Source organism: Funiculus sociatus GB2-C1 (assembly GCF_039962115.1).
Classification (GTDB): domain Bacteria; phylum Cyanobacteriota; class Cyanobacteriia; order Cyanobacteriales; family FACHB-T130; genus Funiculus; species Funiculus sociatus.
This window is the reverse complement of the sequence record NZ_JAMPKJ010000008.1, coordinates 1-25,205: the sequence shown is the minus strand read 5'-3', so window position 1 is coordinate 25,205 and position 25,205 is coordinate 1. Positions and strand designations below refer to the sequence as shown.

22 protein-coding genes and 1 tRNA gene are annotated in these 25,205 nt (G+C 46.8%); 12 read left to right on the top strand and 11 right to left on the bottom strand.

The window, feature by feature from the left end; genetic code table 11:
* Positions 1-3 precede the first annotated feature (3 nt).
* The 3 genes from NDI42_RS05845 to NDI42_RS05835 form a co-directional block, all read right to left on the bottom strand.
* On the bottom strand, positions 4-1,257 hold the full coding sequence (locus tag NDI42_RS05845; RefSeq protein ID WP_190460219.1) for a DUF4912 domain-containing protein: 1,254 nt from the start codon (positions 1,255-1,257) through the stop codon (positions 4-6).
* Positions 1,258-1,910: 653 nt separating this feature from the next.
* Positions 1,911-2,873 carry an AEC family transporter gene (locus NDI42_RS05840; RefSeq protein ID WP_190460218.1) on the bottom strand — a complete coding sequence of 321 codons (963 nt, stop codon included), beginning with the start codon at positions 2,871-2,873 and terminating at the stop codon, positions 1,911-1,913.
* Between the two features lie 87 nt (positions 2,874-2,960).
* Positions 2,961-5,291 carry an IMS domain-containing protein gene (locus tag NDI42_RS05835; RefSeq protein WP_190460216.1) on the bottom strand — a complete coding sequence of 777 codons (2,331 nt, stop codon included), beginning with the start codon at positions 5,289-5,291 and terminating at the stop codon, positions 2,961-2,963.
* Between the two features lie 162 nt (positions 5,292-5,453).
* Between NDI42_RS05835 and pdhA the strand changes: the two genes are divergently transcribed.
* From pdhA to purF, 4 genes are all read left to right on the top strand, one after another.
* Positions 5,454-6,485, top strand: coding sequence for a pyruvate dehydrogenase (acetyl-transferring) E1 component subunit alpha (gene pdhA / locus NDI42_RS05830; protein ID WP_190460214.1), 1,032 nt, complete (start codon positions 5,454-5,456; stop codon positions 6,483-6,485).
* Positions 6,486-6,643: 158 nt separating this feature from the next.
* Positions 6,644-6,727: a DUF2887 domain-containing protein gene (locus NDI42_RS05825; RefSeq protein ID WP_348231382.1), complete on the top strand. Its 84-nt coding sequence runs from the start codon at positions 6,644-6,646 to the stop codon at positions 6,725-6,727.
* Positions 6,728-6,980: 253 nt separating this feature from the next.
* Positions 6,981-9,314, top strand: coding sequence for a phosphoribosylformylglycinamidine synthase subunit PurL (gene purL, locus NDI42_RS05820; RefSeq protein ID WP_190460212.1), 2,334 nt, complete (start codon positions 6,981-6,983; stop codon positions 9,312-9,314).
* A 145-nt stretch (positions 9,315-9,459) separates the two neighbouring features.
* The gene (purF, locus tag NDI42_RS05815; protein WP_190460211.1) at positions 9,460-10,950 is read left to right on the top strand and encodes an amidophosphoribosyltransferase; all 1,491 of its coding nucleotides are present in this window, start codon (positions 9,460-9,462) and stop codon (positions 10,948-10,950) included.
* A gap of 49 nt (positions 10,951-10,999) precedes the next feature.
* Here purF and NDI42_RS05810 read toward each other — a convergent pair whose 3' ends face one another.
* Together NDI42_RS05810 and NDI42_RS05805 are read right to left on the bottom strand one after the other, a co-directional pair.
* Positions 11,000-11,611 (bottom strand): chorismate lyase, encoded by a 612-nt coding sequence (locus NDI42_RS05810; RefSeq protein ID WP_190460209.1) that lies wholly within the window; start codon positions 11,609-11,611, stop codon positions 11,000-11,002.
* Between the two features lie 123 nt (positions 11,612-11,734).
* Positions 11,735-11,815, bottom strand: a tRNA-Leu gene (locus NDI42_RS05805).
* Positions 11,816-12,005: 190 nt separating this feature from the next.
* Between NDI42_RS05805 and accC the strand changes: the two genes are divergently transcribed.
* A complete protein-coding gene (gene accC, locus NDI42_RS05800) occupies positions 12,006-13,355 on the top strand; it encodes an acetyl-CoA carboxylase biotin carboxylase subunit (protein ID WP_190460207.1) in 1,350 nt (449 codons plus the stop codon).
* A 43-nt stretch (positions 13,356-13,398) separates the two neighbouring features.
* Here the strand turns inward: accC and NDI42_RS05795 are convergent, their stop codons facing one another.
* Positions 13,399-13,683, bottom strand: a complete 285-nt coding sequence (locus tag NDI42_RS05795; RefSeq protein WP_190460205.1) for a YggT family protein — start codon at positions 13,681-13,683, stop codon at positions 13,399-13,401.
* A gap of 270 nt (positions 13,684-13,953) precedes the next feature.
* Here NDI42_RS05795 and psbX point away from each other — a divergent pair, with 270 nt between their 5' ends.
* Complete coding sequence (gene psbX / locus NDI42_RS05790) at positions 13,954-14,073, top strand: photosystem II reaction center X protein (RefSeq protein ID WP_190410189.1); 120 nt, start codon at positions 13,954-13,956, stop codon at positions 14,071-14,073.
* Positions 14,074-14,174: 101 nt separating this feature from the next.
* Here psbX and NDI42_RS05785 read toward each other — a convergent pair whose 3' ends face one another.
* Complete coding sequence (locus NDI42_RS05785) at positions 14,175-14,303, bottom strand: hypothetical protein (protein WP_348231377.1); 129 nt, start codon at positions 14,301-14,303, stop codon at positions 14,175-14,177.
* A 23-nt stretch (positions 14,304-14,326) separates the two neighbouring features.
* On the opposite strand from NDI42_RS05785, the gene NDI42_RS05780 reads away from it, so the two are divergent.
* The 5 genes from NDI42_RS05780 (at position 14,327) to NDI42_RS05760 (ending at position 18,514) form a co-directional block, all read left to right on the top strand.
* A complete protein-coding gene (locus NDI42_RS05780; protein WP_190460203.1) occupies positions 14,327-15,304 on the top strand; it encodes a Ycf66 family protein in 978 nt (325 codons plus the stop codon).
* A 103-nt stretch (positions 15,305-15,407) separates the two neighbouring features.
* Positions 15,408-15,953, top strand: coding sequence for a TolB family protein (locus NDI42_RS05775; RefSeq protein ID WP_190460415.1), 546 nt, complete (start codon positions 15,408-15,410; stop codon positions 15,951-15,953).
* 141 nt (positions 15,954-16,094) lie between these two features.
* Complete coding sequence (locus tag NDI42_RS05770; RefSeq protein WP_190460200.1) at positions 16,095-16,616, top strand: TolB family protein; 522 nt, start codon at positions 16,095-16,097, stop codon at positions 16,614-16,616.
* 161 nt (positions 16,617-16,777) lie between these two features.
* Complete coding sequence (locus tag NDI42_RS05765) at positions 16,778-17,272, top strand: TolB family protein (RefSeq protein WP_347269394.1); 495 nt, start codon at positions 16,778-16,780, stop codon at positions 17,270-17,272.
* 93 nt (positions 17,273-17,365) lie between these two features.
* The gene (locus NDI42_RS05760) at positions 17,366-18,514 is read left to right on the top strand and encodes a trypsin-like peptidase domain-containing protein (RefSeq protein WP_190460198.1); all 1,149 of its coding nucleotides are present in this window, start codon (positions 17,366-17,368) and stop codon (positions 18,512-18,514) included.
* A gap of 99 nt (positions 18,515-18,613) precedes the next feature.
* Here NDI42_RS05760 and dnaN read toward each other — a convergent pair whose 3' ends face one another.
* Positions 18,614-19,813 carry a DNA polymerase III subunit beta gene (gene dnaN / locus NDI42_RS05755; RefSeq protein WP_190460412.1) on the bottom strand — a complete coding sequence of 400 codons (1,200 nt, stop codon included), beginning with the start codon at positions 19,811-19,813 and terminating at the stop codon, positions 18,614-18,616.
* Positions 19,814-20,259: 446 nt separating this feature from the next.
* A complete protein-coding gene (gene dnaA / locus NDI42_RS05750) occupies positions 20,260-21,642 on the bottom strand; it encodes a chromosomal replication initiator protein DnaA (protein ID WP_190460196.1) in 1,383 nt (460 codons plus the stop codon).
* Between the two features lie 79 nt (positions 21,643-21,721).
* On the opposite strand from dnaA, the gene def reads away from it, so the two are divergent.
* Positions 21,722-22,258 (top strand): peptide deformylase, encoded by a 537-nt coding sequence (gene def, locus NDI42_RS05745; RefSeq protein WP_190460194.1) that lies wholly within the window; start codon positions 21,722-21,724, stop codon positions 22,256-22,258.
* A 39-nt stretch (positions 22,259-22,297) separates the two neighbouring features.
* Here def and argS read toward each other — a convergent pair whose 3' ends face one another.
* Positions 22,298-24,055 carry an arginine--tRNA ligase gene (argS, locus tag NDI42_RS05740; protein ID WP_190460192.1) on the bottom strand — a complete coding sequence of 586 codons (1,758 nt, stop codon included), beginning with the start codon at positions 24,053-24,055 and terminating at the stop codon, positions 22,298-22,300.
* Positions 24,055-24,969, bottom strand: a complete 915-nt coding sequence (nadC, locus tag NDI42_RS05735) for a carboxylating nicotinate-nucleotide diphosphorylase (protein ID WP_190460410.1) — start codon at positions 24,967-24,969, stop codon at positions 24,055-24,057. Before nadC ends, argS begins: the two co-directional genes overlap by 1 nt.
* Between the last annotated feature and the right edge of the window lie 236 nt (positions 24,970-25,205).

Below are 25,205 nucleotides of genomic sequence, written 5' to 3'. Positions count from 1 at the left end.
CTTTTAAGTCAACCATTCGGGAACGGCTTCTTCTTTAGTGTTAGTATTCCGGCTAGGAGTTTCGCGGGTGAACTTCATGTGAACCGAGCGGGTTTGCTCGCCATCAGCCGCGACAGCCATGATCGGATAGTCAATCAACCCATCTTGGAAGGACATTTGGAAGCGGAAAGTACCATCTGAATTCAGCTTAATTGGACGACCGCCAATGGTAACGGTAGCATCAGGCTCGGTAGCACCGTAAACAATTAGCTCAGCATCGGCAATTAACCAGAACTGACGCGGACGCATAGGTATTGCGGAAGCAGAGAAGCCAGCACCCGACATTCCAACACCGGACATGGTAAGACCAGAGGTGGTGGGAACTGCCCACATACCAACGCCAGAGGGGAAGACGTAGGAGCTGATGGCTTGTTCTGCGAGGGATACTTGCTGCATGGAACCGTACAGCGAACCTGCTACGCGCTGAGCTTCGGTGGTCTGAGCCATGCCGAAGATTTCGTCGTAGATTGGGTTGCCAGTGGCGGGGGCGGCACCGTAGCCAGTTGCTGCCATTGACATTTTCTTGGCTGGAGGAACCAATTCGAGGAAGGTTTTGCCGCGCAGATCTTCTTCCCAGTCCAGAGTGATGAATTGGTCTTCAATCCAGTCGCTAGGATAAACGGGAGGAACGCGCACGGGAGCGGAACGAGCTAAGACTAAAAAGCGACCATCTGCACAGCGGTAGCCGATGTCTACAACGTAGTCGCGATCGCTCACGGGCATCGGCAAATACCATTCCCGCGCTAACTCGTCGCAAGGATATTCCTGAATGCTGTGTGGGCTTTGGTATTCGAGGCTCATGTCTGTGACATCGTACAGTCGCAGAGCTAGTTGTTGTCCCCCCTGACGGCGCAAGTCTTCTTTATGCTCGTTGGGGATATCCCAGTACGTGTAAGCCCATTGCGGATCGCGAGGCATCAAGACAACGCGGCTTTCACCGTAACCACCAGGTAAATCTCCTAATCCTTCGTCTACGGATGCCAGCGTACCGCCAGTCCGGTCTTCCTGACCAAGTTCAAATTTTGCTGCTTCCACTTCTTCTTGTGCCTCCAGTGTGCGAGATGGACTGAGAGAAATCTTGGTGCGTTGAACTTCTTGAATTGATGCCAGCAGTTGGTCTTTCCGCATCCTGCTGTATCGAGAGATGCTGCATTCACTGGCAACTTTGCGGAGTTGCCGCAATGTCATCTCTTCTAGGGGTGGGCGTTCTTTTGCCATAACGTATTGTCTCCGGTAGTTTCTTTCGGCAGGTAGGTTACTCCTCTAGAGACTGGTTAACGAAGCGCACAAAGTGCAGTTTCGCGTCTCTTCAACTTCGGAAAGCTGGGCAATTTTGCCTCTTACTGAAATCCGTAACGTCTTTTAGTTGGTTCCGGTCTTGAGCGAGTCGATTTTTCCTTTTAAGTAGCAGGATTTTCAAACGACACCTTGAAGACTTACTTGCTTTCCATCTGAATTGAGAAGCGAACTGGCCGCCAATGTTTTCAGAAATGTGCTTTCCACATTTCTTTGGGATCGCGGGATCGCTTTGTTAATCTTATGTTGTAAAAAATCCCTGGTTAAATCAAGGGGTTTCTGGGCCGATTATAGGTATATCTACGAAGTTATGGGCAACCTGGGGATCGAATTGTCATAGATTTATGACAATTGGCGGGATCTGGGATCAACTACAAGGGGGCATTTGCCTAAATACTTTCTAGGTAAGGCAGAAATGTCACGATTGCCTGACAAATAACCGAGCAACCGGGTTTCTAGCTTTGGCGTTAATATTTATTCGATTAAGACAAACCTAACCCCCAACTCTTTCGCTTAAAGGGAAAAGGAGGTTAACAATTCTGAGATATTGGCTTTGGCGTAACGGGTAGCTGGATTTACTGTCCAAACAAAACTACCCATACAGGAATCATCAGCAGCATCAATCCTGTACTCACGACAATACTGCTGGCGATTAAATCTCGGTTAAGGTTGTACTCCTCTGCCAGGATCAGACCAGCAAATGCTGTAGGCATACCCGACATCAGCACCATTGCTAAGCGGGGTTCGCCCGACAAGCCGCAAAGTGTTGTCACAATTCCGATCAGTGTTGGCAGAACGACTACTTTTAAAATGGCAGGTAGCACAGCCGTCTGAAAACTCTTCCATCCCTGAATCTGAGCCAGTCGCATACCCATCAGTACAAAGGCTCCAGAAATGACAAACCCTACAGAACTTTGTAGTCCTGATTCAATGGAGGAAGGCAGTTTAATTGAGTGAGTGACACATCCTGTTATGAAAGCCCACAGGGAAGGAACAGTTAAAACGTCTCGAATTTGAATCCACCAACTATTACCTACAGATAGTCGCCCAAAGTAACTGGCTAAGAATAAGCCTAGCCCGTAAGTCCCAAAGATGTTTTGAGTGACGCTGTAGAAGACAGCCAGACCAACAGCTTGAGTACCAACCAGAGTGGGAGCGATCGCTAACCCTACAAAACTTGTATTTCCTAACATTGCCGCTAGGATAAAACTGCCCTGAGTAGACCGATCTAAATCAGGTAAAAAATATTTTTTATGTTCGCTTTCTGGTGCAACTAATTTTTTCCAAACCCGCAAACTCAGCCATGCCAAAGTGAAACCCAATATTAAAGCTCCCACTGTAATACTTGGTGCCAGTCCAACATTTTGAGAGAAATTGGTGCGACGAACCAGCGCTAGAATTTCTAACGGCACCCCAACCCAATAGAGAGTACGACCCAGAAACCTAGGCAAAGCGGTGGGAAGAAATCTAAATAAGATTAGGCCCAGCCCTGTCCACAGGATTAAAGGTGTATAAGCGTGAAACAGGGTTTCCGTCATTAGTTATTAATCACGAGTTAATAGCTAATGTTTGAACAATTAGCCAGTTTCGCCTTAGCAGTTAACAATCCTTCAACGGACAAGTGACTATTTCAGCACAGTCATATCCTTAATCAGCCACTGACCATCTTTGCGTACCAAGTCATAACGGACACGCAGACTTTCATCGGAAGAATTGACTTTATTTTGCTCACCGGCTCGATAACTATCTACGGCTTCATTCACCTGTGCATCTACGCTAGCTTGATCTGGGTTAGTATCCCTTGTCTGAACAGATGTTACTTCGACCTTGTGCTGGTACTTCCGATAGGAGTTGCTGTTTTTAACGGTTTGGGCGTTTCTCTGCCAGCGAGACAAAGCTGGATTAACTAAGATTTGCTGTAACTTATCAACGTTATGCTCTGAACCAAAAGCATCTGCTTTACTTGATAGCCAAATCTGAATTACTTGTCGAGCAGTTTCCTCGTTTAGAGGGCCACTTGGAGCCATTAATTGACTACCAGGTTGCGGAATAGGTATAGGAGGAGCAGCCAGTTGTACCCAAGGTTGCTCTCCCACTAATTCGGGTTCCGAGAAACTGCCGAGGGTTTTTTGTAGCCAATTGAAAGTAGCGACTAAGAGCATTAATAAAACTCCCGCGCCTAGGATTCCGGCAATTAAGAGTAAAATCAACCGTCCCGATTTTGGCGATCGCAACTTCGATGTTCTGCTGGCGCGACGAGTCGATAAATCTCCCCCACTTGGCGATGCTTTTGAGCCAGAATCGTTTCTACGTAAGCGACTGGCGAAAGTGGCGTTTCTGGCTTCTGCTTTGCCATTATTGCGCCGCACTGAAGAATCGCCACCCAAGCCTATATCTTTCCTGTCGGTTTCCGGCGACGGTATAACAATTCGCTCTGCCGTCGGTAGAGGAGAACCACCATTTGCCTGCGGACGATCGATTGTAGCAGTCATACTTGCCAGTCGAGAGGCAGCAGTAGGTTCCAAGGGAGGTGATATATAAGAATCTTCGGCATTTTCTCTTGTCTCTTCCCTCGAAGCTCCGTTATTGGAACTTTCTGCCCCCACAGGTTTCCGGAATCCTGGCGGGTCGCTCACACTCCGTCCAGGTGGAGCAGCCGCGTAAGATACTTGCTGAGTCGGCATTACCGCCCACTCGTTGGTCACATCTTCTTCTACTGGCAACTCTTCTAAGTAAGCCTGAACTTGGTCATCTGCAAAATAATCCTTCAAAGAAGCCCGCACTGAAGCCAAGTCTCGGAAGTGGGGAAACACTTCTGTTTGCAACCAGCGCTCTCCGTAGAGACACAATCCTGGTAATAAATCTGGCGCACCCTGAGAATGTTCTCGAATAAAGGCCAGAGGTTCATACTCTTGGCTGAGTTCCAGAGCGCGACTGGCTTCTTCTGTTTGACCTAGTAGCAGCGCACACACTGCCTGTTCCAGATGTACATCCTGACGCTTGCCCAAACGCATCAGCATCTGCTTGGCTTGTCTAATCAGGGCGGGCTGTCGTTCGGCAAAACCCCGCCCTAATAGGGCATAAACTGCTAAATAAGTGGCAACTGCCGAAGGACGACGAGCTTCTGCTTCAAATAGGTTCTGCTGTTCAGATGCAGTTAAGTAACTACGCAGCTGCTGGATGAAGCGGAGAAAGTCATCAATACTTAGCCCAGATTGATCTTCGCCTGTGCCATCAATTCCGCCGCGTTCTTGCAGCATTTCTTGCAGATGCTGCAATCCTTTGCGGCGTTCGGCAACCTTTTCCTCACTAGCCGAGAGTAATTCCAAGATGCGATAGGGACGCAACTTATAGAGATCCGCTTGAATTTCACCTCTCACGCTGGCAAATAACCCCTCTCGCAACAGTAATTCTTGACCAGTTTCCAGAGAGGTAGCAGCATTTTCATATTGACCTTGCTGCCATTGCTCTCTACCTAGTTCCAGACAAGCCAGCGCCAGAGTCAAAACAATATCTGGCTGCACCAGTTCCGGGTCGCCCAAACGACCTTTTTCTAAACTGATGCTGGCGCGGCTGAGAAAGGGTCGTCCCAACTTCAGCACCAGTTCGTATTCTCCCAGCTCTTGCAAAATCAGCAGCGCCCCCACAAACTGCTCGCTTTGAATTTCGACGCTGGGGGTATAGGGGTCAACATCAGCTTTTGCTGGTGCTTCGTTTATTTCGGTACGAGGCTCCACATTGCCAAGAAAGGTGGCATCGTAGGCGGCACGCTGTTCTGGATCGCACAGAACAGTGTAAGCTTCGTCTAACAGTTGTTTCCTGGCGGCGATCGTAATCTCGGAATATTCGCGCCGAGGAAGTTGCAGAGCGCGATCGCGATAAGCTTGCTGCAACTGTTCAGCTGTAGCCTGAATTGGCAGGCCCAGAATCCGGTAGTAATCGAGCGGAATTCTCACAGTCTACTTCCTCAGCCCCAAGCGACTAAATTAATATCTATAATCAAACATAAACTATAGAATAGTGCGATAATTATACCCCTTAGCTTCTATAGTAGAAGCGTATCTTGGTACATAAAAACCGCCCTTCAACCAATCAAGTTAAGTTTATCCCTAAAATCAATGGTTCAGGAACGCATTTTACCCGTCTTTGATACCGCTCAAACTCAAATCACCAAAGAGGAAGGATTGCTCCTTTACGAGGATATGGTCTTGGGGCGGTCGTTTGAGGACAAGTGCGCCGAGATGTACTACCGGGGCAAAATGTTCGGGTTTGTCCATCTATATAACGGTCAAGAGGCTGTGTCAACTGGTGTTATCCAGGCGATGCGTCCCGGTGAGGATTATGTTTCCAGCACCTATCGCGACCACGTTCATGCCTTGAGTGCTGGGGTTCCAGCAAAAGAGGTGATGGCTGAGTTATTCGGTAAAGCTACTGGTTGTAGCAAAGGGCGCGGCGGCTCAATGCATATGTTCTCATCTGAGCATAAGCTACTGGGAGGTTATGCCTTTGTTGCCGAAGGAATTCCTGTGGCTACTGGTGCGGCTTTTGCCAGCAAATACCGTCGCGAAGCCTTGGGCTATGCGGGTTCAGATCAAGTAACTGCTTGCTTTTTCGGCGATGGTGCTGCAAATAACGGCCAGTTTTTTGAATGTTTGAATATGGCAGCGCTGTGGAAATTGCCGATTTTGTATGTTGTGGAGAACAACAAGTGGGCAATTGGCATGGCGCACGAACGAGCGACCTCTGTACCAGAAATTTACAAGAAAGCTCATGCCTTTGGCATGGCGGGGGTCGAGGTTGATGGCATGGATGTCTTGGCTGTGCGGGCTGTTGCCAAAGAAGCTGTTGCCCGCGCCCGTGCTGGTGAAGGCCCAACTCTAATTGAAGCCCTTACCTACCGTTTTCGCGGTCACTCTCTTGCCGACCCTGATGAACTTCGTTCTAAAAATGAGAAGGAATTTTGGTTCGCCCGCGACCCAATCAAAAAGTTGGCGGCGCATCTCACAGAGCAAAACCTGGCAACTCAAGAAGAACTCAAAGAAATTGATCGGAAAATCCAAGCCGTTATCGACGATGCGGTTAAATTTGCCGAAAGCAGCCCAGAACCCGACCCCAGCGAGTTATACCGCTACATTTTTGCCGAAGATTAACGCTTGAGTTAACAACTTTTAATTAAAAATAAGGTAGGCAATGTCTACCTTATTTTTTTCTAATAATTGCTGCTTCTACATAATAGTTAATAATCATTAGATTGTCTTAATTAGTAAAAAAATAATATTCATATTGGTTCTCATAAGAATCGAATATTGTGAGAACAGATACAATTTTCTATCAACTATTTAAAACCTTACCTAGTCTCTTATTTGAACTTATCGGGGAGCTACCAACATAAGTTCAAAACTACCAATTTTCCTTACAAGGAATCAAAAAACTGTCTCGCACCTTCAATAGTGTATTTCTGCCCCCAAGCTTCTACCAAGTAAGAGGCACCCTTGATATACCAGCATTTAAGCCAGTTGAAACTGACTTTAGCTCTTAGCTAAAACTTTAGTTCAGCGCCATTCGCGTATAGAGTAGCGAACCTAGAGCAAAAGTAATGGGAAAATATCGATACAATTAAGCGTGTTACGCCTTTCATGGGTTCTATGTCTACAATCTCCTCTGCTCCCTTTTCCCCTGAAGAAATCGCCGCTGAAGGTATAAAGCCGGAAGAATACACAGAAATTGTCCAACGGCTAGGCCGTCATCCTAATAAAGCTGAGTTGGGAATGTTCGGTGTAATGTGGTCGGAACATTGCTGCTATAAGAACTCACGACCGCTATTAAAGCAATTTCCCACAGAAGGCGATCGCATTCTCGTCGGGCCAGGAGAAAATGCTGGTGTTGTAGACTTGGGCGACGGGCTGCAACTGGCGTTTAAAATAGAATCCCACAATCACCCCTCAGCTATTGAACCATTTCAAGGAGCAGCAACAGGAGTAGGTGGTATCCTCCGGGATATCTTTACAATGGGTGCGCGTCCCATTGCTTTGTTAAACTCCCTCCGCTTCGGTTCTCTAGAAGATGCCAAAACACGACGACTCTTCAGCGGCGTGGTATCGGGAATCTCACATTATGGTAATTGTGTCGGAGTCCCCACAGTTGGCGGCGAAGTTTACTTTGACCCAGCTTACAGCGAGAATCCTTTAGTCAATGTTATGGCTCTGGGGTTGATGGAAACCCCGGAAATTGTGATGTCTGGTGCTGCTGGAATAGGTAATCCAGTGCTTTATGTCGGTTCTACCACTGGACGCGATGGTATGGGTGGCGCAAGTTTTGCAAGTGCCGAACTCAGTGATGAATCGATGGATGACCGTCCAGCAGTGCAGGTAGGCGATCCTTTTTTAGAAAAATCCCTGATTGAAGCTTGTTTGGAGGCGTTCAAAACTGGCGCAGTGGTAGCAGCACAGGATATGGGTGCGGCTGGGATTACTTGTTCTACCTCAGAAATGGCAGCTAAAGGTGGCGTTGGGATTGAACTGGATTTAGATAAGATTCCAGTGCGGGAAACTGAGATGGTGCCTTATGAGTATCTGCTGTCAGAATCCCAAGAACGGATGCTGTTTGTATCTCACAAGGGGCGGGAACAAGAGTTAATTGATATTTTCCACCGTTGGGGGTTGCAAGCTGTAGTCGCCGGAACGGTAATTGAGAAACCGATTGTGCGGATTCTCTTCCGAGGCGACGTGGCGGCTGAAATCCCAGCAACGGCGTTGGCTGATAATACGCCAATTTATCATCGCGAATTATTGACAGAAGCACCAGAGTATGCACAAAAGGCTTGGAAGTGGACAAGCGAATCTTTGCCCACTTGCACGCCAGATGGCATTGAAATCCAAGGCAACTTCAAAACTTGGAATGATATCTTGCTTCAGTTGTTGGATACACCTAGCATTGCCTCTAAGCGTTGGGTTTATCGCCAGTATGACCATCAGGTGCAGAATAATACTGTGATTGTGCCTGGGGGTGCTGATGCAGCAGTAGTACGAGTCCGCTCGGTGGAAGCTAACAAAGGGGGCAATATAGGTGTTGCTGCAACGGTAGATTGTAATGCCCGCTATGTGTATCTCGACCCCTACGAAGGCGCTAAGGCAGTGGTGGCGGAAGCTGCGCGTAATCTGAGTTGTGTGGGAGCAGAACCCCTGGCAGTGACAGATAATCTGAATTTCCCTAGTCCAGAAAAGCCGATAGGTTACTGGCAATTAGCGGAAGCTTGTCGGGGAATAGCAGAAGCTTGTCGGGAGTTGCAAACGCCTGTCACTGGCGGCAACGTGTCTCTTTACAATGAAACTTTGGATAGTGAGGGCAAACCTCAACCTATTTACCCGACTCCAGTTGTGGGGATGGTGGGGTTGATTCCCGATATTACCACCATATGTGGGCAAGGTTGGCAAGAGTCGGGAGATTTAATTTATATTATCGGACGGCGTTTGGATTCATCAGAGGGTATAATGCTGGGCGGTTCGGAGTATTTGGCGACAGTTCACGGTACTGTTGCTGGAAAACCGCCAGTGGTAGATTTTGAGTTGGAACGTAGGGTGCAAGCTGCTTGTCGCGAGGGAATTCGTCACGGTTGGGTTCGTTCGGCGCATGATTGTGCTGAGGGAGGGGTGGCGATCGCTCTCTCGGAATCTTGCATCACCAGCAATCTAGGAGCCGAGATTAATCTTACTTCCCAATCTTCCTTACGTTGGGATGAAATTCTTTTTGGCGAAGGGGGAGCAAGAATTTTAATCTCTGTATCGCAACAACACCAAGCAATTTGGGAATCCTATTTACAGGAGCATCTGGAAGATAACTGGCAACAACTTGGTCGGGTGGGAAATCCAGACTCCTCTTTATGGGTTTTTACGACCTCAAGCCAAACCTTAATAGAAGTTAGCATGAATGATATGAGCGATCGCACTCATAATGCTATTCAACGCCGTCTGGCAATTTAACTCTTGCCCTTTGCTTACTTCGATGCACCGCTCACCTGATAACTATAGTTATAGGTGAGCGACATTAGGTTAAGGTTATGCGATTATTAAGGATTATTAAGCCTGGTTAGTCTTTCTGTGCTGCAATTAGGAGCCAACTTCTCAAATGATTCCCAACCATTCCCTCGATAGTAATGCTTATCTCGCCCAGTCGGACTCAGATGGACAGCGCCCGGATAAGCCAGAGGAAGCCTGTGGTGTTTTTGGCGTATACGCACCCGGACAAGATGTTGCCAAATTGACCTACTTTGGTCTATACGCCTTACAACACCGAGGACAGGAATCGGCAGGAATTGCCACTTTTGAAGGCAACCAGGTGCATTTACACAAAGAAATGGGATTGGTGTCCCAGGTATTTAATGAAACAATCTTGAATCAATTGCCTGGAGATTTGGCGGTTGGTCATACTCGTTATTCCACCACTGGCTCTAGTCGCGTCGTGAACGCTCAGCCCGCTGTTGTGGAAACTCGTTTAGGAAAACTAGCTCTGGCACATAATGGGAATTTAGTCAACACAACTCAACTGCGCGAAGAGTTGTTGCGGTGTAACTGGGACTTAATTACCACAACAGATTCAGAAGCGATCGCTTTGTCTATTGCCACAGAAATTAATGCAGGCAAAGACTGGTTAGAAGGAGCAATCTGCGCCTTTCGCCAGTGCAAAGGCGCTTTTAGCCTAGCAATCGGGACACCAGATGGCTTAATGGGGGTACGCGATCCTAATGGCATTCGCCCCCTAGTAATTGGCAGCATGGGTACCAGCCCCCAACGTTACGTACTTGCTTCTGAGACTTGTGGGTTAGATATTATTGGTGCGGAATACGTGCGGGATGTTGAACCGGGCGAATTAGTTTGGATCACCGAAGAAGGCTTGGCTTCATTTTTCTGGGCGGAACAACCCAAGCGGAAGCTGTGCATCTTTGAAATGATTTACTTTGCCCGCCCAGATAGCATTATGCACGACGAAACTCTGTATAGCTACCGTCTGCGCCTAGGTCGTCAACTGGCAAAAGAATCCCCCGCTGATGTCGATGTAATCATTGGTGTACCAGATTCCGGCATTCCAGCTGCTATTGGCTTTTCCCAAGCATCAGGCATCCCCTACGCCGAGGGTTTGATTAAGAATCGTTACGTCGGGCGTACCTTCATCCAGCCGACTCAGACAATGCGCGAGTCTGGCATCAAGATGAAGCTTAACCCTCTTAAAGATGTCCTAACTGGTAAACGAATCATAATTGTTGATGACTCCATCGTGCGGGGAACCACCAGCCGCAAACTTGTTAAAGCCCTCCGAGATGCTGGCGCGACTGAAGTTCATATGCGAATTTCTTCCCCGCCAGTGACTCACCCCTGTTTCTACGGCATTGACACCGATAACCAGGATCAGTTGATTGCTGCAACAAAGTCAGTAGCAGAAATTGCCGAACAAATTGGTGTAGACTCACTGGCTTATCTCAGCTGGGATGGAATGCTGAAGACGACAGGCGAAGATACTAATAGTTTCTGTTCTGCTTGCTTTACTGGCGACTATCCGATAGCCGTTCCGGAGCAAGTAAAGCGTTCTAAGTTGATGCTGGAAAAATCTGCCACCTGTTAGTCATTAGTCATTAGTCATTAGTTTTTTACTGATGACTAATGACTATTAATTAAATGGGCTGCGACAATCCCAAGTATTTCGTCAAATAAGGGGAAAAAACTTCGTAAATTAGGGTTAAGGGCTTTCCGTGGTGCCAAAAAAGGTAATGGCGACCCCAAAACGGGCCAGCTTGTTCAAAAGCGGACTCTAACGCAGGTGAGTGACCGCAATAAATCCCCTGGACATCCCGATACAACTCGGTTCGCAACCGCGCCAGACTTGCCCAAATTGGCAAAGACCGATTTTGTAAATATTCATCTACATGGCTGGCTTCCCACCAGGAGGTAGCATAAGCCAATCGTTGCCCAGAAGCGGTACGCAGCCACACTTGCCGTCGCAACCTTGGCCCCGGCACCGCTTGGATTTGGTCTGGTGCGCCATCGGCATCCATGCCAACTAGGGACATATCAATTACGTCAACTTCTGTTGGTTCGCCAGTCAGAAGTTGTAGGTGCCGGGTAGGAGATCCATCGCCCAGCAAAAGCATTTGCCATGCTGGTGCTAGCTGAGTGTGGGGCAATCCTTGTTGCACTACTTCTTCCTCGCCCTGCCAAATCGGGTTTAGAGAGTACCAAGCTGTCGGCAGCGCAACACTATTTGTAGGTCTAACAGTAGAAGTCAATTTTATTTACAAAACTTCATTATCTATATGAAATGATACAGAATTCTGCTCAGGAGCGCATCCCCATAAAAAATTATGAGTGCTGAGTTTAATCAAAACTCAACACTCAACAGTAACCAATAATGCGGATGGCGAGACTCGAACTCGCAAGGCAAAGCCACACGCCCCTCAAACGTGCGCGTATACCAATTCCGCCACATCCGCTCGGAGATTTATCTATAGTAGCATCTTCTATGCTAATTTCATTCTTCTTACAGCAAAGGAGAGTTTTACGCCCAAGAATGCAAAGTTAAAGAAGCGATCGCTATATTCTACTGAGATTAAAGGCGACATCCTGAAATAATTAGGATCGTAGGTTATGATAGCTCTCCCCATTTCTATAAAAAGTTAGAAGATGCGTTTTTCCAAAATTTTGATTGCCAACCGAGGGGAAATTGCTCTCCGTATTCTCCGTACCTGTGAAGAGATGGGGATTGCTACTGTTGCGGTTCACTCAACGATTGACCGCCACGCCCTCCATGTCCAGTTGGCGGACGAAGCCGTTTGCATTGGCGAACCTGCCAGTAGCAAAAGTTATCTGAATATTCCGAATATCATTGCGGCGGCTTTAACGCGCAATGCGATCGCGATTCACCCAGGCTACGGTTTTTTGGCAGAAAACGCCAGATTTGCGGAAATTTGTGCCGCCCACCAGATTTCTTTCATCGGCCCTACGCCGGAAGCAATTCGGGCAATGGGCGATAAATCCACCGCCAAAGAAACCATGATTCGGGCTGGGGTTCCGACTGTACCGGGAAGTGAAGGACTGTTGCTTTCGGAAAAAGAAGCACTAGGGATCGCCGATAAAATTGGATATCCCGTTATGATCAAAGCCACCGCTGGAGGTGGCGGACGAGGAATGCGCCTGGTACGCGAACAAAGCGAACTTGTCAAACTCTTCCTAGCTGCACAGGGAGAAGCCGAAGCTGCGTTTGGCAATGCAGGTGTCTATATGGAAAAATTTATTGAGCGTCCTCGCCACATTGAATTTCAAATTTTAGCCGATAGCCACGGTAACGTCATTCACCTGGGGGAACGCGACTGCTCCATCCAACGCCGCCATCAGAAGTTATTAGAAGAAGCTCCCAGCCCAGTTCTAGACCAACAAATGCGCGAAAAAATGGGTAATGCTGCTGTTATGGCTGCTAAATCTATTAACTACACCGGAGCTGGTACAGTAGAGTTTCTTCTCGCGCCTTCTGGGGAATTTTACTTCATGGAAATGAATACCCGGATTCAAGTCGAACATCCAGTTACAGAAATGATTACGGGATTAGACTTGATTGCAGAACAAATTCGCATTGCTCAGGGTGAGAAATTGCAGCTTACCCAAGACCAGGTAGTTCTCCGGGGTCATTCTATCGAATGCCGGATTAACGCGGAAGACCCGGATCACAACTTCCGCCCTCATCCAGGACGGATCAGTGGTTACTTACCTCCGGGTGGCCCTGGCGTACGGATGGATTCCCACGTCTATACTGATTATGAAATTCCGGCCTATTACGACTCGCTGATTGGTAAGTTAATTGTTTGGGGAAGCGATCGCCCGACAGCCATTAAGCGCATGAAGCGGGCTTTGCGGGAGTGCGCCATCACAGGTCTGCCAACAACTATCGCCTTCCATCAAAAAATTATGGAAACCCCAGAGTTTTTAGAGGGCGAGGTTTATACCAATTTTGTCGAGCAGTTAATGCAGAGGCAATAAATAACATTAGTAGGGTGGGCAAAAAGCCCACTCTACTCTAGACCTAATGCAGCATTGTAAGTAGCCCCTGTTGCCCCAAGAATATTTCTCGGATCAAGCTAAAAATACCCACCCAAATAATCGGGGTAATATCCACTCCCCCAATCGGCGGTACAACTTTACGCAACGGCACTAAAAAAGGTTCCGTAGGCCAAGCAATCAAATTGAAGGGAAGGCGATTCAGGTCTACCTGGGGATACCAGGTAAGAACAATCCGGAAGATAAACAAAAAGGTCATTAAGCCCACAAGCGGGCCAAGTATCCAGCTAGCAAGCGTGACAGCGTTCATTGGCTCTTAATCTTTGGAAATTTCCAACGGTAAAAATTTCTATTTTGTTAGCTACCTGTCGTGCAATTGGTACGACAAGACAGATAATTTAAACTTTTGTAACTAAGTCTCTCATTATTCTAACGCAGCACTGTCCTCTGGTGCTGCGTTAGATTCCCAAAGGGCTGTAAAAGACCTTCAAGAAAATCAAGTGACCAAAAGGGTTCTCAAGGTCATAACATATCGTTAAAATTGATCAAAAGAAATCGTTGTAAAAGAGAGCGAAGAATAATGACACCTTCATTAGCGAATTTTTTGTACAGTCTGCTCTGGGGTGCTGTAATTGTGGTTATTCCGGCAACAGTAGCCCTGATCTTTATTAGCCAAAAGGATAAAATTCAACGTTCCTAGCTTTTGGGAGCAACCTGAAACCTCAGTTTAGCGAAAATTATTATTGTAGAGAGGCTTTTTGGAAAGCCTCTCTACATATAAAAAAACTGAGATGTTATATGTTAGAGGGAAGCTACTGCTGCCCTTGGAGACAAGTTAATCTCTGCGCGATCGCTCTCCTGCTGACCCAGGATACTAAAAATTAGAATTCCCAACCCGCGTAGCAATTTTTTCGGTGAACTAGCTAACATAGATTTGTCTTGGGAAAACACCAATGGTAAACTTCGGGCTTAATTCAGCCAGTATTCTGGGTATTTTTCTGGCAGTGGCAGGAGCAGCCCTGTACTTCCTGCGCTCCGTGCGCCCAGAGCTAGCGCGAGACCACGATATTTTTTTTGCAGCCGTCGGTCTGTTGTGTGGCTTTATTCTCCTGTTTCAGGGATGGCGGCTAGATCCGATTTTGCAATTCGGTCAGTTTCTATTGACTGGCTCAGCTATCTTTTTCGGATTTGAAAGCGTTCGGATGCGCGGAATAGCTACGGAGCAAGCAAAGCGGGATACGCCGATCGTAGAAGACGATCGACCAGTTAGCCGCGTGTATAGAGCCGAGTTCGATGAAATCGAACCGATGGAAGAGCGACCTGTAACTCGCCGCATCAGAGGAACGCAAGATTCCCGCAGCAGCCGCGAAACCTATGAGGATGAACCGCGTCGTCGTCCCAGCAGTCGGGGAACGCAAAGACCGAGTTCAACAGAGCGATCTAGTGAAACCGGAACTGGAATATCATCCAGAACGCGCAAAACATCGCGTCGCCCCCGTCCAGAAAGTCGCCCAACCGAACAGCCTGGTGGTTGGGAAGTTACAGATACTTGGGAGGACAAGCCAAGTCGTCCTAGCCGTCCAGAAGGTCGTCCGACAGAAAGGATTGATGATTGGCAAGCAACAGATACCTGGGAAGAAGATAAACCAATCCGTACCAGCCGTCCGGAAAGTCGTCCGACAGAAGAAACTGATGATTGGCAATCAACAGATACCTGGGAAGAAGATAAACCAATCCGTACCAGTCGTCCTAGCTCAACGCGATCGCCACGTCGCGATACTGATTCAACTAAGCCAAAAAGAACTCGTCCGCCGAGAGAATCATCACGACCGCCTTCTGGCGATGTAGAAGCGACACCAGCTGACTATGTGGAATACAAACCCATAGACTTTCCGGATGATGAAGGCGACAACTCAGGAAATTTTGCCTGAAAATGACTTAGTAAGGGCGATCGCTAGTAGATCGCCCAAAGTCCTGAGAATATTCCCGTATAACTACATTTGCCAGCAACTAGGCATTGAAGTGAAAAGATTGATGTGCCGCCTGAAAATCCATCCCTGGGTAAGGCGGAGTATTTGGTTAAGTATGCCTTTGTTAGCCGTAGCCTGTACCCCAGTCAATCGCACGCTAACGCCAGCTACCCTGAACAGTCGTTATACAGATGAACAACCGACATTAAGCGGCAATGGTCGGTTTCTGGCGTTTGTGTCTAACCGCGATGGTGGGCGGCAAATTTGGATGTACGACTTGCAAATTCGCCAATTTATAGATTTGCCGAACTTGAATAAAAGGGATGCGATCGCAGAAAATCCCAGCCTCAGTCATAACGGTCGTTATATAGCCTACATCGCCAGCGATCAAGGTCGCCCAGAATTAGAACTCTATGACCGCAGCACTAGATCGTCACAAATCTTATCCATTGGCTATCGCAGCTGGGTAAGAAATCCTAGTATTAGTCCAGATGGTCGTTACATTGCCTTTGAAAGTAGCAGTCGCGGTCAGTGGGACGTTGAGGTGCTAGACCGGGGATCTAATATTGAATTAGATATCCCCGATGGCAGCCCATCTACCTCGCCTTGACACAGTCACCCAGCGATTAAAATCGTGGCTATAAAAACTAAGTCCGGATGGTGCGCGGGCTTAAATTAAGACTTGTGAAACCTTTGTAGGTAGGTTTCCTCTGTGTAGCTGCGACTAGAAGTCGCTATGTGCAAAATGTCAATGAAATGTTGCATTTTTCTATCAGCAGTTATCACCTTACCAGGTTTGCTGAGCAGCTGTAGTGGCTCAGGTCGTTTGATGAGCTTTCCTTTCGATTCAGCAGGGCGAAGTTTAAATAGTCCTGCTTCAGAGTTAACACCCCAACTTGCCAGTCGGTACATTGTGTTTATTTCTGATCGGCGTAGCACTCAAGACGTTTATCTTTTTGATACGGTGGATCGGCGTTTGATTGATTTACCGGGTTTAAATGCCTTGGATGCGATCGCTTCCCACCCCTCTATATCTGCTGACGGTCGTTACATTGTTTTTGCCGCCAGTCGTCAAGGTCGTTCGGGAATCTACCTCTACGATCGCGAGACTCGGCAGTTACGCAATCTTACAGAAAACTTACAAGCAGAAGTGCGAAACCCTACAATTAGCGCCGATGGCGGTACTATCGCCTTTGAATCCAGTGAAAATGGTCAGTGGGATATTGCAGTTTACGGCCGTTCTGGGGAACCCCTGATTCCACCATCTCCATAATGATGCAGGACTTAGGCAAATACCTCCGACGAATAAACTCGCCCGCTAGACCAACGAAATCGCGACTAGCAGGTTTAGAAAATGTGAATATATTTATAGCCCGCCCAGGCGGGCTTTGTCTGTTCGCCTTTGGCTTTAGTCGTTCGCTACTTTGGTTAACAATTCTGTTAGGCTTAAGCCTGACTGGTTGCCTTGACACCCAGCTATTCAACCAGCCGCAAATACTCACGGGTGGCATCAACAGCCAAACGCCAGATGAACATCCTGCCTACAGCAGCGACGGGCGTTATCTTGCTTTTGCCTCTGACCGCAATAACAATCGAGACATCTTTCTCTACGACTTGCAGGAACGCCGTCTCGTTTCTATCCCAAATTTAAATCGCCGCGACTCCAGACAGGATCAACCTGCTCTTAGTGCTGATGGTAGATTTATCGCCTATGTTTCTAGCGAACGGGGTAAAACTGATATCTTTGTTTACGATCGCCAAATCCAAAGATCGCGATTGCTCACCAGCAACATCCGAGGGTCAGTGCGCCATCCCACCATTACCGGAGATGGGCGTTATGTGGCTTTTGAAAGTAGTCAGTTGGGTCAATGGCATATTGCGATTGTCGATCGGGGTACTCAGGCAGCATCCGGATTTCAACAACAATAGAAGATGATTGAAATAAACCGGAAGCCGCTAGCGATACACGCGATCGCTATCAAATATGTTAGAACAATCAAAAAAGCTTAAAAAAACTAACGAATGAGTACCAAACTCCTGCGTAATGCAACTTCGGGAATCGTCGCTGCCGCAGTTGCCATTGGTGCTAATGCGATGGGAGCGATCGCTCCCTTTGACTTTATTGCCCCAAATAGCGCCTTTGCCCAAGACGTTGACGAAAGAACTAATATTCAGGTTTATAAAAAAGCCAGTCCTGCTGTAGTTTCGATTGACGCGGGTGATGGCACTGGCAGTGGCAGCATCATTAGCCGAGACGGCCTAGTTTTAACCAATGCCCACGTCGTGGCACAAGCTCGTCGTCGCACCTTGAGCATAATTCTTGCAGATGGTAGAAGACTTCCAGCAGATATTGTTGCTTTTGGTAATAATGGTCTAGATTTAGCCGTTCTAAAAATTCGCGGACAGAATAATCTACCTACAGTCGCCTTAGCTCGTCCCGGCTCAGTCCAAGTAGGACAACGAGCTTATGCTATTGGTAATCCCTTTGGGCAATTTCAGGGAACCTTTACTGTTGGGATTGTCAGCCGCATCGACAAACAGCGAGGATTAATTCAAACAGATGCAGCCATCAATCCTGGTAATTCTGGAGGGCCACTACTGAATAGCCAGGGACAGCTGATTGGCGTGAATACTGCTATTTTCACTAGCGGTCGGACTGCTGGCAACATTGGCATTGGTTTTGCTATTCCTGTAGACCGAGTGCAACCTTTTCTGACCGCAGTTCGCCAAGGACGCGCTTCCACTACCTCGACTCGCCAACGACCAACTTCCCCTGTTAAACCGCCTCAGCAAATCTCATTAAATGGTACTTTCGTCAACGCTGCACTCAGTAAAGGTGACAATGTTTTACCAGTAGATAATAGCTTTTTTGATCTCTACATTTTTCAGGGAAGAGCTGGAACGCGGATTAGGATTGACATGATCAGCCAGCAGCTAGACCCATACTTGATTCTCCTCGACCCGAATGGTAATGAGCTTGCTCAAGACGATGATGGCGGCGGTAATGGAAATGCTACTATTATGGCGACACTGCCAGCAAATGGCACTTACTTGGTGATTGCCAATTCCTCCGGGGGAGGAGAAGCTGGGGCTTATCGCTTACGCGCGATCGCAGCATCTGGTCGTCTTTCTCCACAGCGACGGCCGCGACGAGGATTTATTATCCCGTAAGTAGAGATAAAGAAATCTAAGCTATAGAAACCCAGTTTTTTAGAAAATCGGGTTTCTATAGCTTAAGCAATTTTTACGTTTAATTAAAGTCACCTACTGCTAGACGCGAAGCTGGACTGGCATCACTAAATAAGTCATTTTCAAACCCCCAAGAGGTGTCAGAATCACAGGACTATTGCCTGTATTCATGTGTATTTGAATTTCCGATGATTGTAGCGCCTTGAGTCCATCTCTCAGATAAGTGACATTAAAGGCAATTTCTAAACTATTGCCCGCTATCTGTGCAGGTAGAGACTCGCGCCCACTACCGACATCCTGGGCTTCGACAGATAGGGAAATTTTCTGGTTGCTGCTGTCTATGGTGAACTTGACGATATTATTTTTTTGGTCGGCTAGCACCGCAATTCGCTCCAAAGAATTGAGCAACTGACGACGCTCGATGGTTATTTGTCGCTCGAATTTTTGCGGAATTAGCTGACGATAAGCGGGGAATTGTCCCTCTAAAGTTCGGCTGGTTATTCGCTGATCTGCTAACTCAAAAACGACCTGTCCTTGGTCAAGATGGAGAGCGATCGCGCTATCCTTACCGCTGGAGTCCGCTTCCGCCGACTGGCGCATCCCTAACATCCGTTCCAGTTCCCGCAATGCTCTGGCTGGAATGGTTATCTCTCTCTTGTTCGCCTCAGCCGATGATACTGCTGTATCCTCATCCACTTCACTCTGGTTACTCGTCTGCACAACTGATAAACGATGACCATCTGTGGCAGCAAATTCAATTGCTTCTTGCTGGAATGTTAGGTGAACCCCTGTCAATACCTGTTTAGTTTCGTCGGGACTGGTGGCAAACAACGAACCCCGCAATCCCTCAATTAAAGCTGCGGCTGGTAAATAAGCCGTTTCGCCATTTTCAATTACTGGCAGTTCTGGAAACTCTTCTGCTCCCATTCCCCGGACTTTATAGCTTCCAGAGGTAGAAGTCAGGGTGGCGATAATGCCTTCGCTGTTCGTTTCTCCGGCCCCTTCATCTTCGAGAGTAATCGTTCCGTCGGGCAAACGGGAAACAATATCGTTTAACAGCTTTGCGGGTAGGGTGAGTATCCCCGCCTCTTCCACTTGTGCCGGAAAGCTTGTTTGGATGCCAAGGCTGAGATCAAATGCCGTCAGAGATACACGCTGAGTCTCTTGATTGGCTTCCAGCTTGACGTTTGCTAAGACAGGGTGTGTCGGGCGTGATGGCACTACTCGACCGACGATAGAAAGATTGGTACTGAGATCGTTTTGGGAGCAAACCAGTTTCATAGGAGTTCGATTTTCGAGTTGTTGAGTCAAACACAATAACTCGCTTACTCTTGGCACAGATGCAGATCGTACCATTCCTGCCCTAAGCAATCCAGTTGAAACTGCAAAAACAGCGATCGCGAATACTAATCCTAAATTAAATTAATTTTAGAAGAGTAGTAGTAGGGGCTGTGGAAAATGTGGAAAACCTTGCTAATTCTTTTGTCTGTATTAGTTTGAGCTATGTCTAGCCTGTGGAAAATTTGTGGAAAAGTAGCAGGGGTTTTCCACACAGTATTTATACTTATTTAAAGTTTTCCCCTACAGTCACGGATTTTTCACTGCTTTACCACAGAGTTTTCCACAGAAAATAGGAGTTTTTCCACAGGCAAATTTTAGCTTAATAAATCTTTACAATTTTTCTAAAAAAATTCAGTTAACTAAGGTGGGTAACGTCAGCTAGATAGTTAAGATTGATTCTGGTTTCTGCACAGCATATTGATGCGATCACTTAGTTGACGTAGTGTCTTCGCTACATCGGGATCGGTATTTTGCAACTGAATAATTTTGTCGCAGCTATACATTACAGTCGTGTGATCTTTACCCCCAAATTCCTCACCAATTCTGGGTAAACTAAGATTCGTGTGGTGGCGCATCAAATACATCCCAAGTTGTCGCGCCCAGCTAATTTCTCGACGACGAGAATTGCCTTTTAAGTCTTCAATAGAAACATTAAAAGTTTCTGCGATCGCTATCATTACCGCTTCAGGAGAAACTGCTACTTTTTCAGCAGGTGGATTCAAAACTGGCGCAATATTTTCAACTGTCATTGGCAACCCAGAAATTGAAATATAAGCCACAGCCCGAATTAAAGCACCTTCTAATTCTCGAATATTTGAAGTATAATTTGTAGCAATATATTCAATTACTACTCTGGGCAAACGCATATTTTCATACTCTGCTTTCTTCTGCAAAATCGCCATTCTAGTTTCTAAATCTGGGCGTTGAATATCTGCAATTAAGCCCATAGAAAAACGAGAACAAAGGCGTTCTTGCAACCGTGGAATTTGATTAGGAGGACGATCAGAAGCTATAACTACTTGCTTTCCAGCTTCATGTAAAGTGTTAAAAGTATGAAAAAATTCTTCCTGAGTATATTCTTTACCTTCAATAAATTGAATATCATCAACTAATATTACATCCGCAGCTCGGTAATGTTCTCGAAAGCTTTGCATACTGTCTTTACGGATAGCTGCAATCAGGTCATTAGTAAACTGTTCTGTAGATACATAAAATATTTTAGAATCTGGACAAATTTCTAAACGGTAATGACCAATAGCCTGCATTAAGTGAGTTTTGCCTAACCCAACACCGCCGCACAAAAACAGAGGATTAAATTCACGCCCTGGAGATTCAGCTACTGCTAAAGAAGCAGCGTGAGCCATACGATTATTGGAGCCAACAACAAAGCGTGAAAAAACATACTTGGGATTTAATTGTATCGGTCTAGGGCGGTTGCCAGGTAAAATCTCTGGAATACTGGTTTCAATGGGCAAAGACCAGGAAATCTCAGCATCCCCAGTGTTAGAAGTTTGATTTCCTGGGTTCACTGTGATATGAATTTCCACAGGCTTACCCAAAATATCTTGCACGACATCAGCAATGGTTTTGATGTAATATTTTTGCAACCAATTCCGAGCAAAGGGATTAGGAGTGCAAATCACCAAGCAGTTATTTTCCAGCTCCTGGGCGCTGGCGGTTTTGATCCAAGTTTCAAAGGTAGGACGGCTCAGTTGTAGCTGTAGACGCTCCAGTACCTGACTCCAGAGCTGTTCAAGAGAAATATCCACGGCTCACCTCTACCGCTTTGTGCAGAATAGTATTATCCATTCTTGTTGTAGCGATCGCTATTTTCAACCAACAAAAGCCATGACTGAAATCCTGCAAATCGCTCAGCTAGGCAATGCCATACTCCGCCAACAAGCTCAAAATATTGAAAATGTTCGTGATGAGCGGATTCAAAAGCTGATTGACAATCTAATTTCAACCGTTGCTCAAGCTAATGGGGTTGGGATTGCAGCACCCCAGGTAGCTCAATCTTATCGCTTGTTCATTGTCGCGTCTCGTCCCAATCCCAGGTATCCTAATGCTCCGGAGATGGAGCCAACTGCTATCCTCAATCCTAGAGTTATTGGTCATTCAGATGAGGTTGTGAAAGGTTGGGAAGGCTGTCTGAGCATTCCGGGGATTCGTGGGTTAGTTCCCAGATATCGGGCGATAGAGGTAGAGTACACCAGCCGGAATGGCAAATTGCAGCGGCGAGAATTTACAGATTTTGTTGCCCGCATCTTTCAACATGAAAACGATCATCTTGATGGAATTGTATTTTTAGATCGACTGGAAAGTACACGAGATATCATCACTGAGCAGAAGTATCAACAGCAAATTGTTCAACAACCGAGTTAATTGCGGCTGTTGATGTCAAGTTTGCGCGATCGCTTCCTCCTACATTCTTTCTAACACTGGAATCCCCAGCAACGATAATCCCAGCTTCAGAGTTCTAGCAGTTAAATCGCACAGCAATAACCGAGATGTCCGTAGAGGTTCCTCCGCTTTTAGCACGTTACACTGATCGTAAAACTGATTGAACTTCTGGCTTAGTTCAAATAAGTATTGACAAAGACGATTAGGTAGCAAATCTTGCTCAACATCACTGAGGACTTCGCTTAACTGTAATAAATGTTTTGCTAAAGTCAATTCTGCTTCTTCCTGCAAAAGAATTTTGGCATCTGCTCCCAACTGTTGGAAGTCAATATCACCTTTACGGCTAATCCCCTGAATTCGGACATAGGCGTAAAGCATATAAGGAGCCGTGTTACCTTGGAGAGCCAGCATTTTGTCGTAACTAAAGACATAATTACTGGTGCGGTTTTGGCTCAAGTCAGCATATTTGACAGCACTGATACCAACAACTTTGGCAGTGTTGGTAATGAATTCTTCCGTTTCTGAGCGTCCTTCTTCCTTGACTCTAGTTTCGAGATCGGCACGAGTACGCGCGATCGCTTCATCCAGCAAATCCCGTAATCGCACTGTTTCCCCAGAACGTGTTTTTAGCTTCTTGTTATCTTCCCCCAGCACCAAACCAAAGGGAACGTGGACAATTTTAATATTTTCTGGAATCCATCCTGCCCGACGAGCCACCTGAAACACTTGAGCAAAGTGATTCGCCTGTCCAGCATCAGTAACGTAGATAATCCGCTCAGCCTGACCCTGTTCAATCCGGTAGCGTAAAGCCGCCAAGTCGGTTGTAGCGTAATTGTAGCCGCCATCAGTCTTTTGCACAATCAGCGGTAGCGGCTCACCCTCTTTATTAGTAAACCCTTCTAAGAAGACACATTTAGCCCCATTGTCTTCAACTAGCAAATCCAATTTACTCAGGTTTTCTACTACTGAAGGTAACAACGGGTTATAGAAAGATTCACCCCGTTCTATCAACTGAACATCCAGCAGCTTGTAGATAACTTCAAACTCTCGCCGTGACTGTTCACACAGCAAATTCCATGCCCGTAGAGAGTCTTCAGCACCACCCTGCAACTTTACTACTTCTTGCCGCGCCGTCTCCTGAAACTCTTTATCTTCATCAAACCGCTGTTTTGCTTTCCGGTAAAAAGCTACCAAATCCCCCAAATCCACTGCATTAGCAATAGTTAAAGCTTCTGGGCAAACTTCCCGCAAATAGGCTATGAGCATCCCGAACTGAGTTCCCCAGTCGCCTACATGGTTCAACCGCAGAACGTCGTGACCACGAAATTCTAAAATCCGGGCGATACAGTCCCCAATAATAGTGGAGCGCAAATGACCAACGTGCATTTCTTTGGCAATATTGGGGGCGGAAAAATCCACGACTGTTCGCTGAGGATTTTTTGCGTTGCTGACACCCAGCCGAGGATCTCCCTGAATCTCACGCAATTGCGCTTCCAAGTATTCTGGTTTCAGGGTGAAATTGATAAAGCCAGGACCAGCTACGACTGGAGGCTGAGACAAATCGCTTACATCTAGATTCTGAACAATTTTTTCCGCGATCGCTCGTGGTGGCTGACCTAACTTTTTAGTTAGAGATAAAGGAGCATTCGATTGAAAATCGCCAAACTTGGGATTGCTAGCACTTACCAGCATTGGGTCTATTCCAGCATAGTCAGTCCCAAAGGCGGCGATTAAAGCCTGCTCAAATTTAGTTTTCAGTTGTTCAAGAGTCGAGTTCATTAGGGTTTTGCCGAAACCTCAGGCAGTATGCTTGTTTCCTCCATCGTACTAACGTCTATGTTCATACTCAAATCCAACCAAGTTGAGCGAGTAATAGGGGCGCTGCTGGAAATGTAATCTACGCCAGTTTCAGCGACAGCCCGGATGGTTTCTAAAGTAACGTTGCCAGAGGCTTCAATTTTGATCCGCTTGTTGTTCTGGCGAATCATCTGCACTGCTTGCTGCATCATATCCAGGGGCATATTGTCCAGCATGATAATATCCGCACCGTGCTGTAATGCTTCTTGTACTTGTTCTAGAGTTTCAGTTTCAACTTCGATGGTGAGCGGATAGGGGATTCTGGAACTAATTTGAGCGATCGCTTCTGCAATGCCCCCAGCCACAGCGATGTGATTATCCTTAATCATCACACCGTCATCTAGCCCCATGCGGTGGTTAATCGCTCCTCCCACCTGCGTTGCGTACTTTTCAAGTATTCTCAGCCCTGGAGTCGTTTTGCGAGTATCCACCAGTCGCGCTGGCAAATCTGCAATTTGGTCAACGTATTTACGAGTAAGGGTAGCAATCCCACTCAGACGCATTCCCAAGTTTAGGGCAACTCTTTCTCCTATAAGTAACGCCTCTAGTTGACCGTGAAGGCGGGCCACCACTTGCCCTCGATGGCATTGCTCCCCCTCCGCAACAATAGGGACAAAGCTTACATCGTCGCTCAAATGCTGGAACACCCGTGCTGCAATAGGTAATCCTGCAATAACTCCCGACTCCTTAGCAGTCCATTCTGCTTGCCCGACGCGCACTTCGCCGCTTAACAAGCCTTGGGTCGTGCGATCGCCCCGACCGATATCCTCTAATAGCCAGCCGCGTATCAGCGGGTCTAAAACTATTGATGTAGGCAAAGTAGCGATCGCGCTCACAACCCTTTTTTCCTTAACTTCTACAGTCTTCCAAAAATAATTTAGCCCAAATACCTCTCTAGGAGCGACTTCTGAACCACAAAAAAATTTTTCCCAAAAAGTTGACACATTGGGGAGAGAGTAGCTATAGTAATAAAGCGGTCGGGAGAGACGAGCGAAAGCGAGACTCAACTGAGCGAAGAGAACCTAGAAAAAATAATAGTTTGAAAGCCAGAGTAACACAATAACCTCGTCAA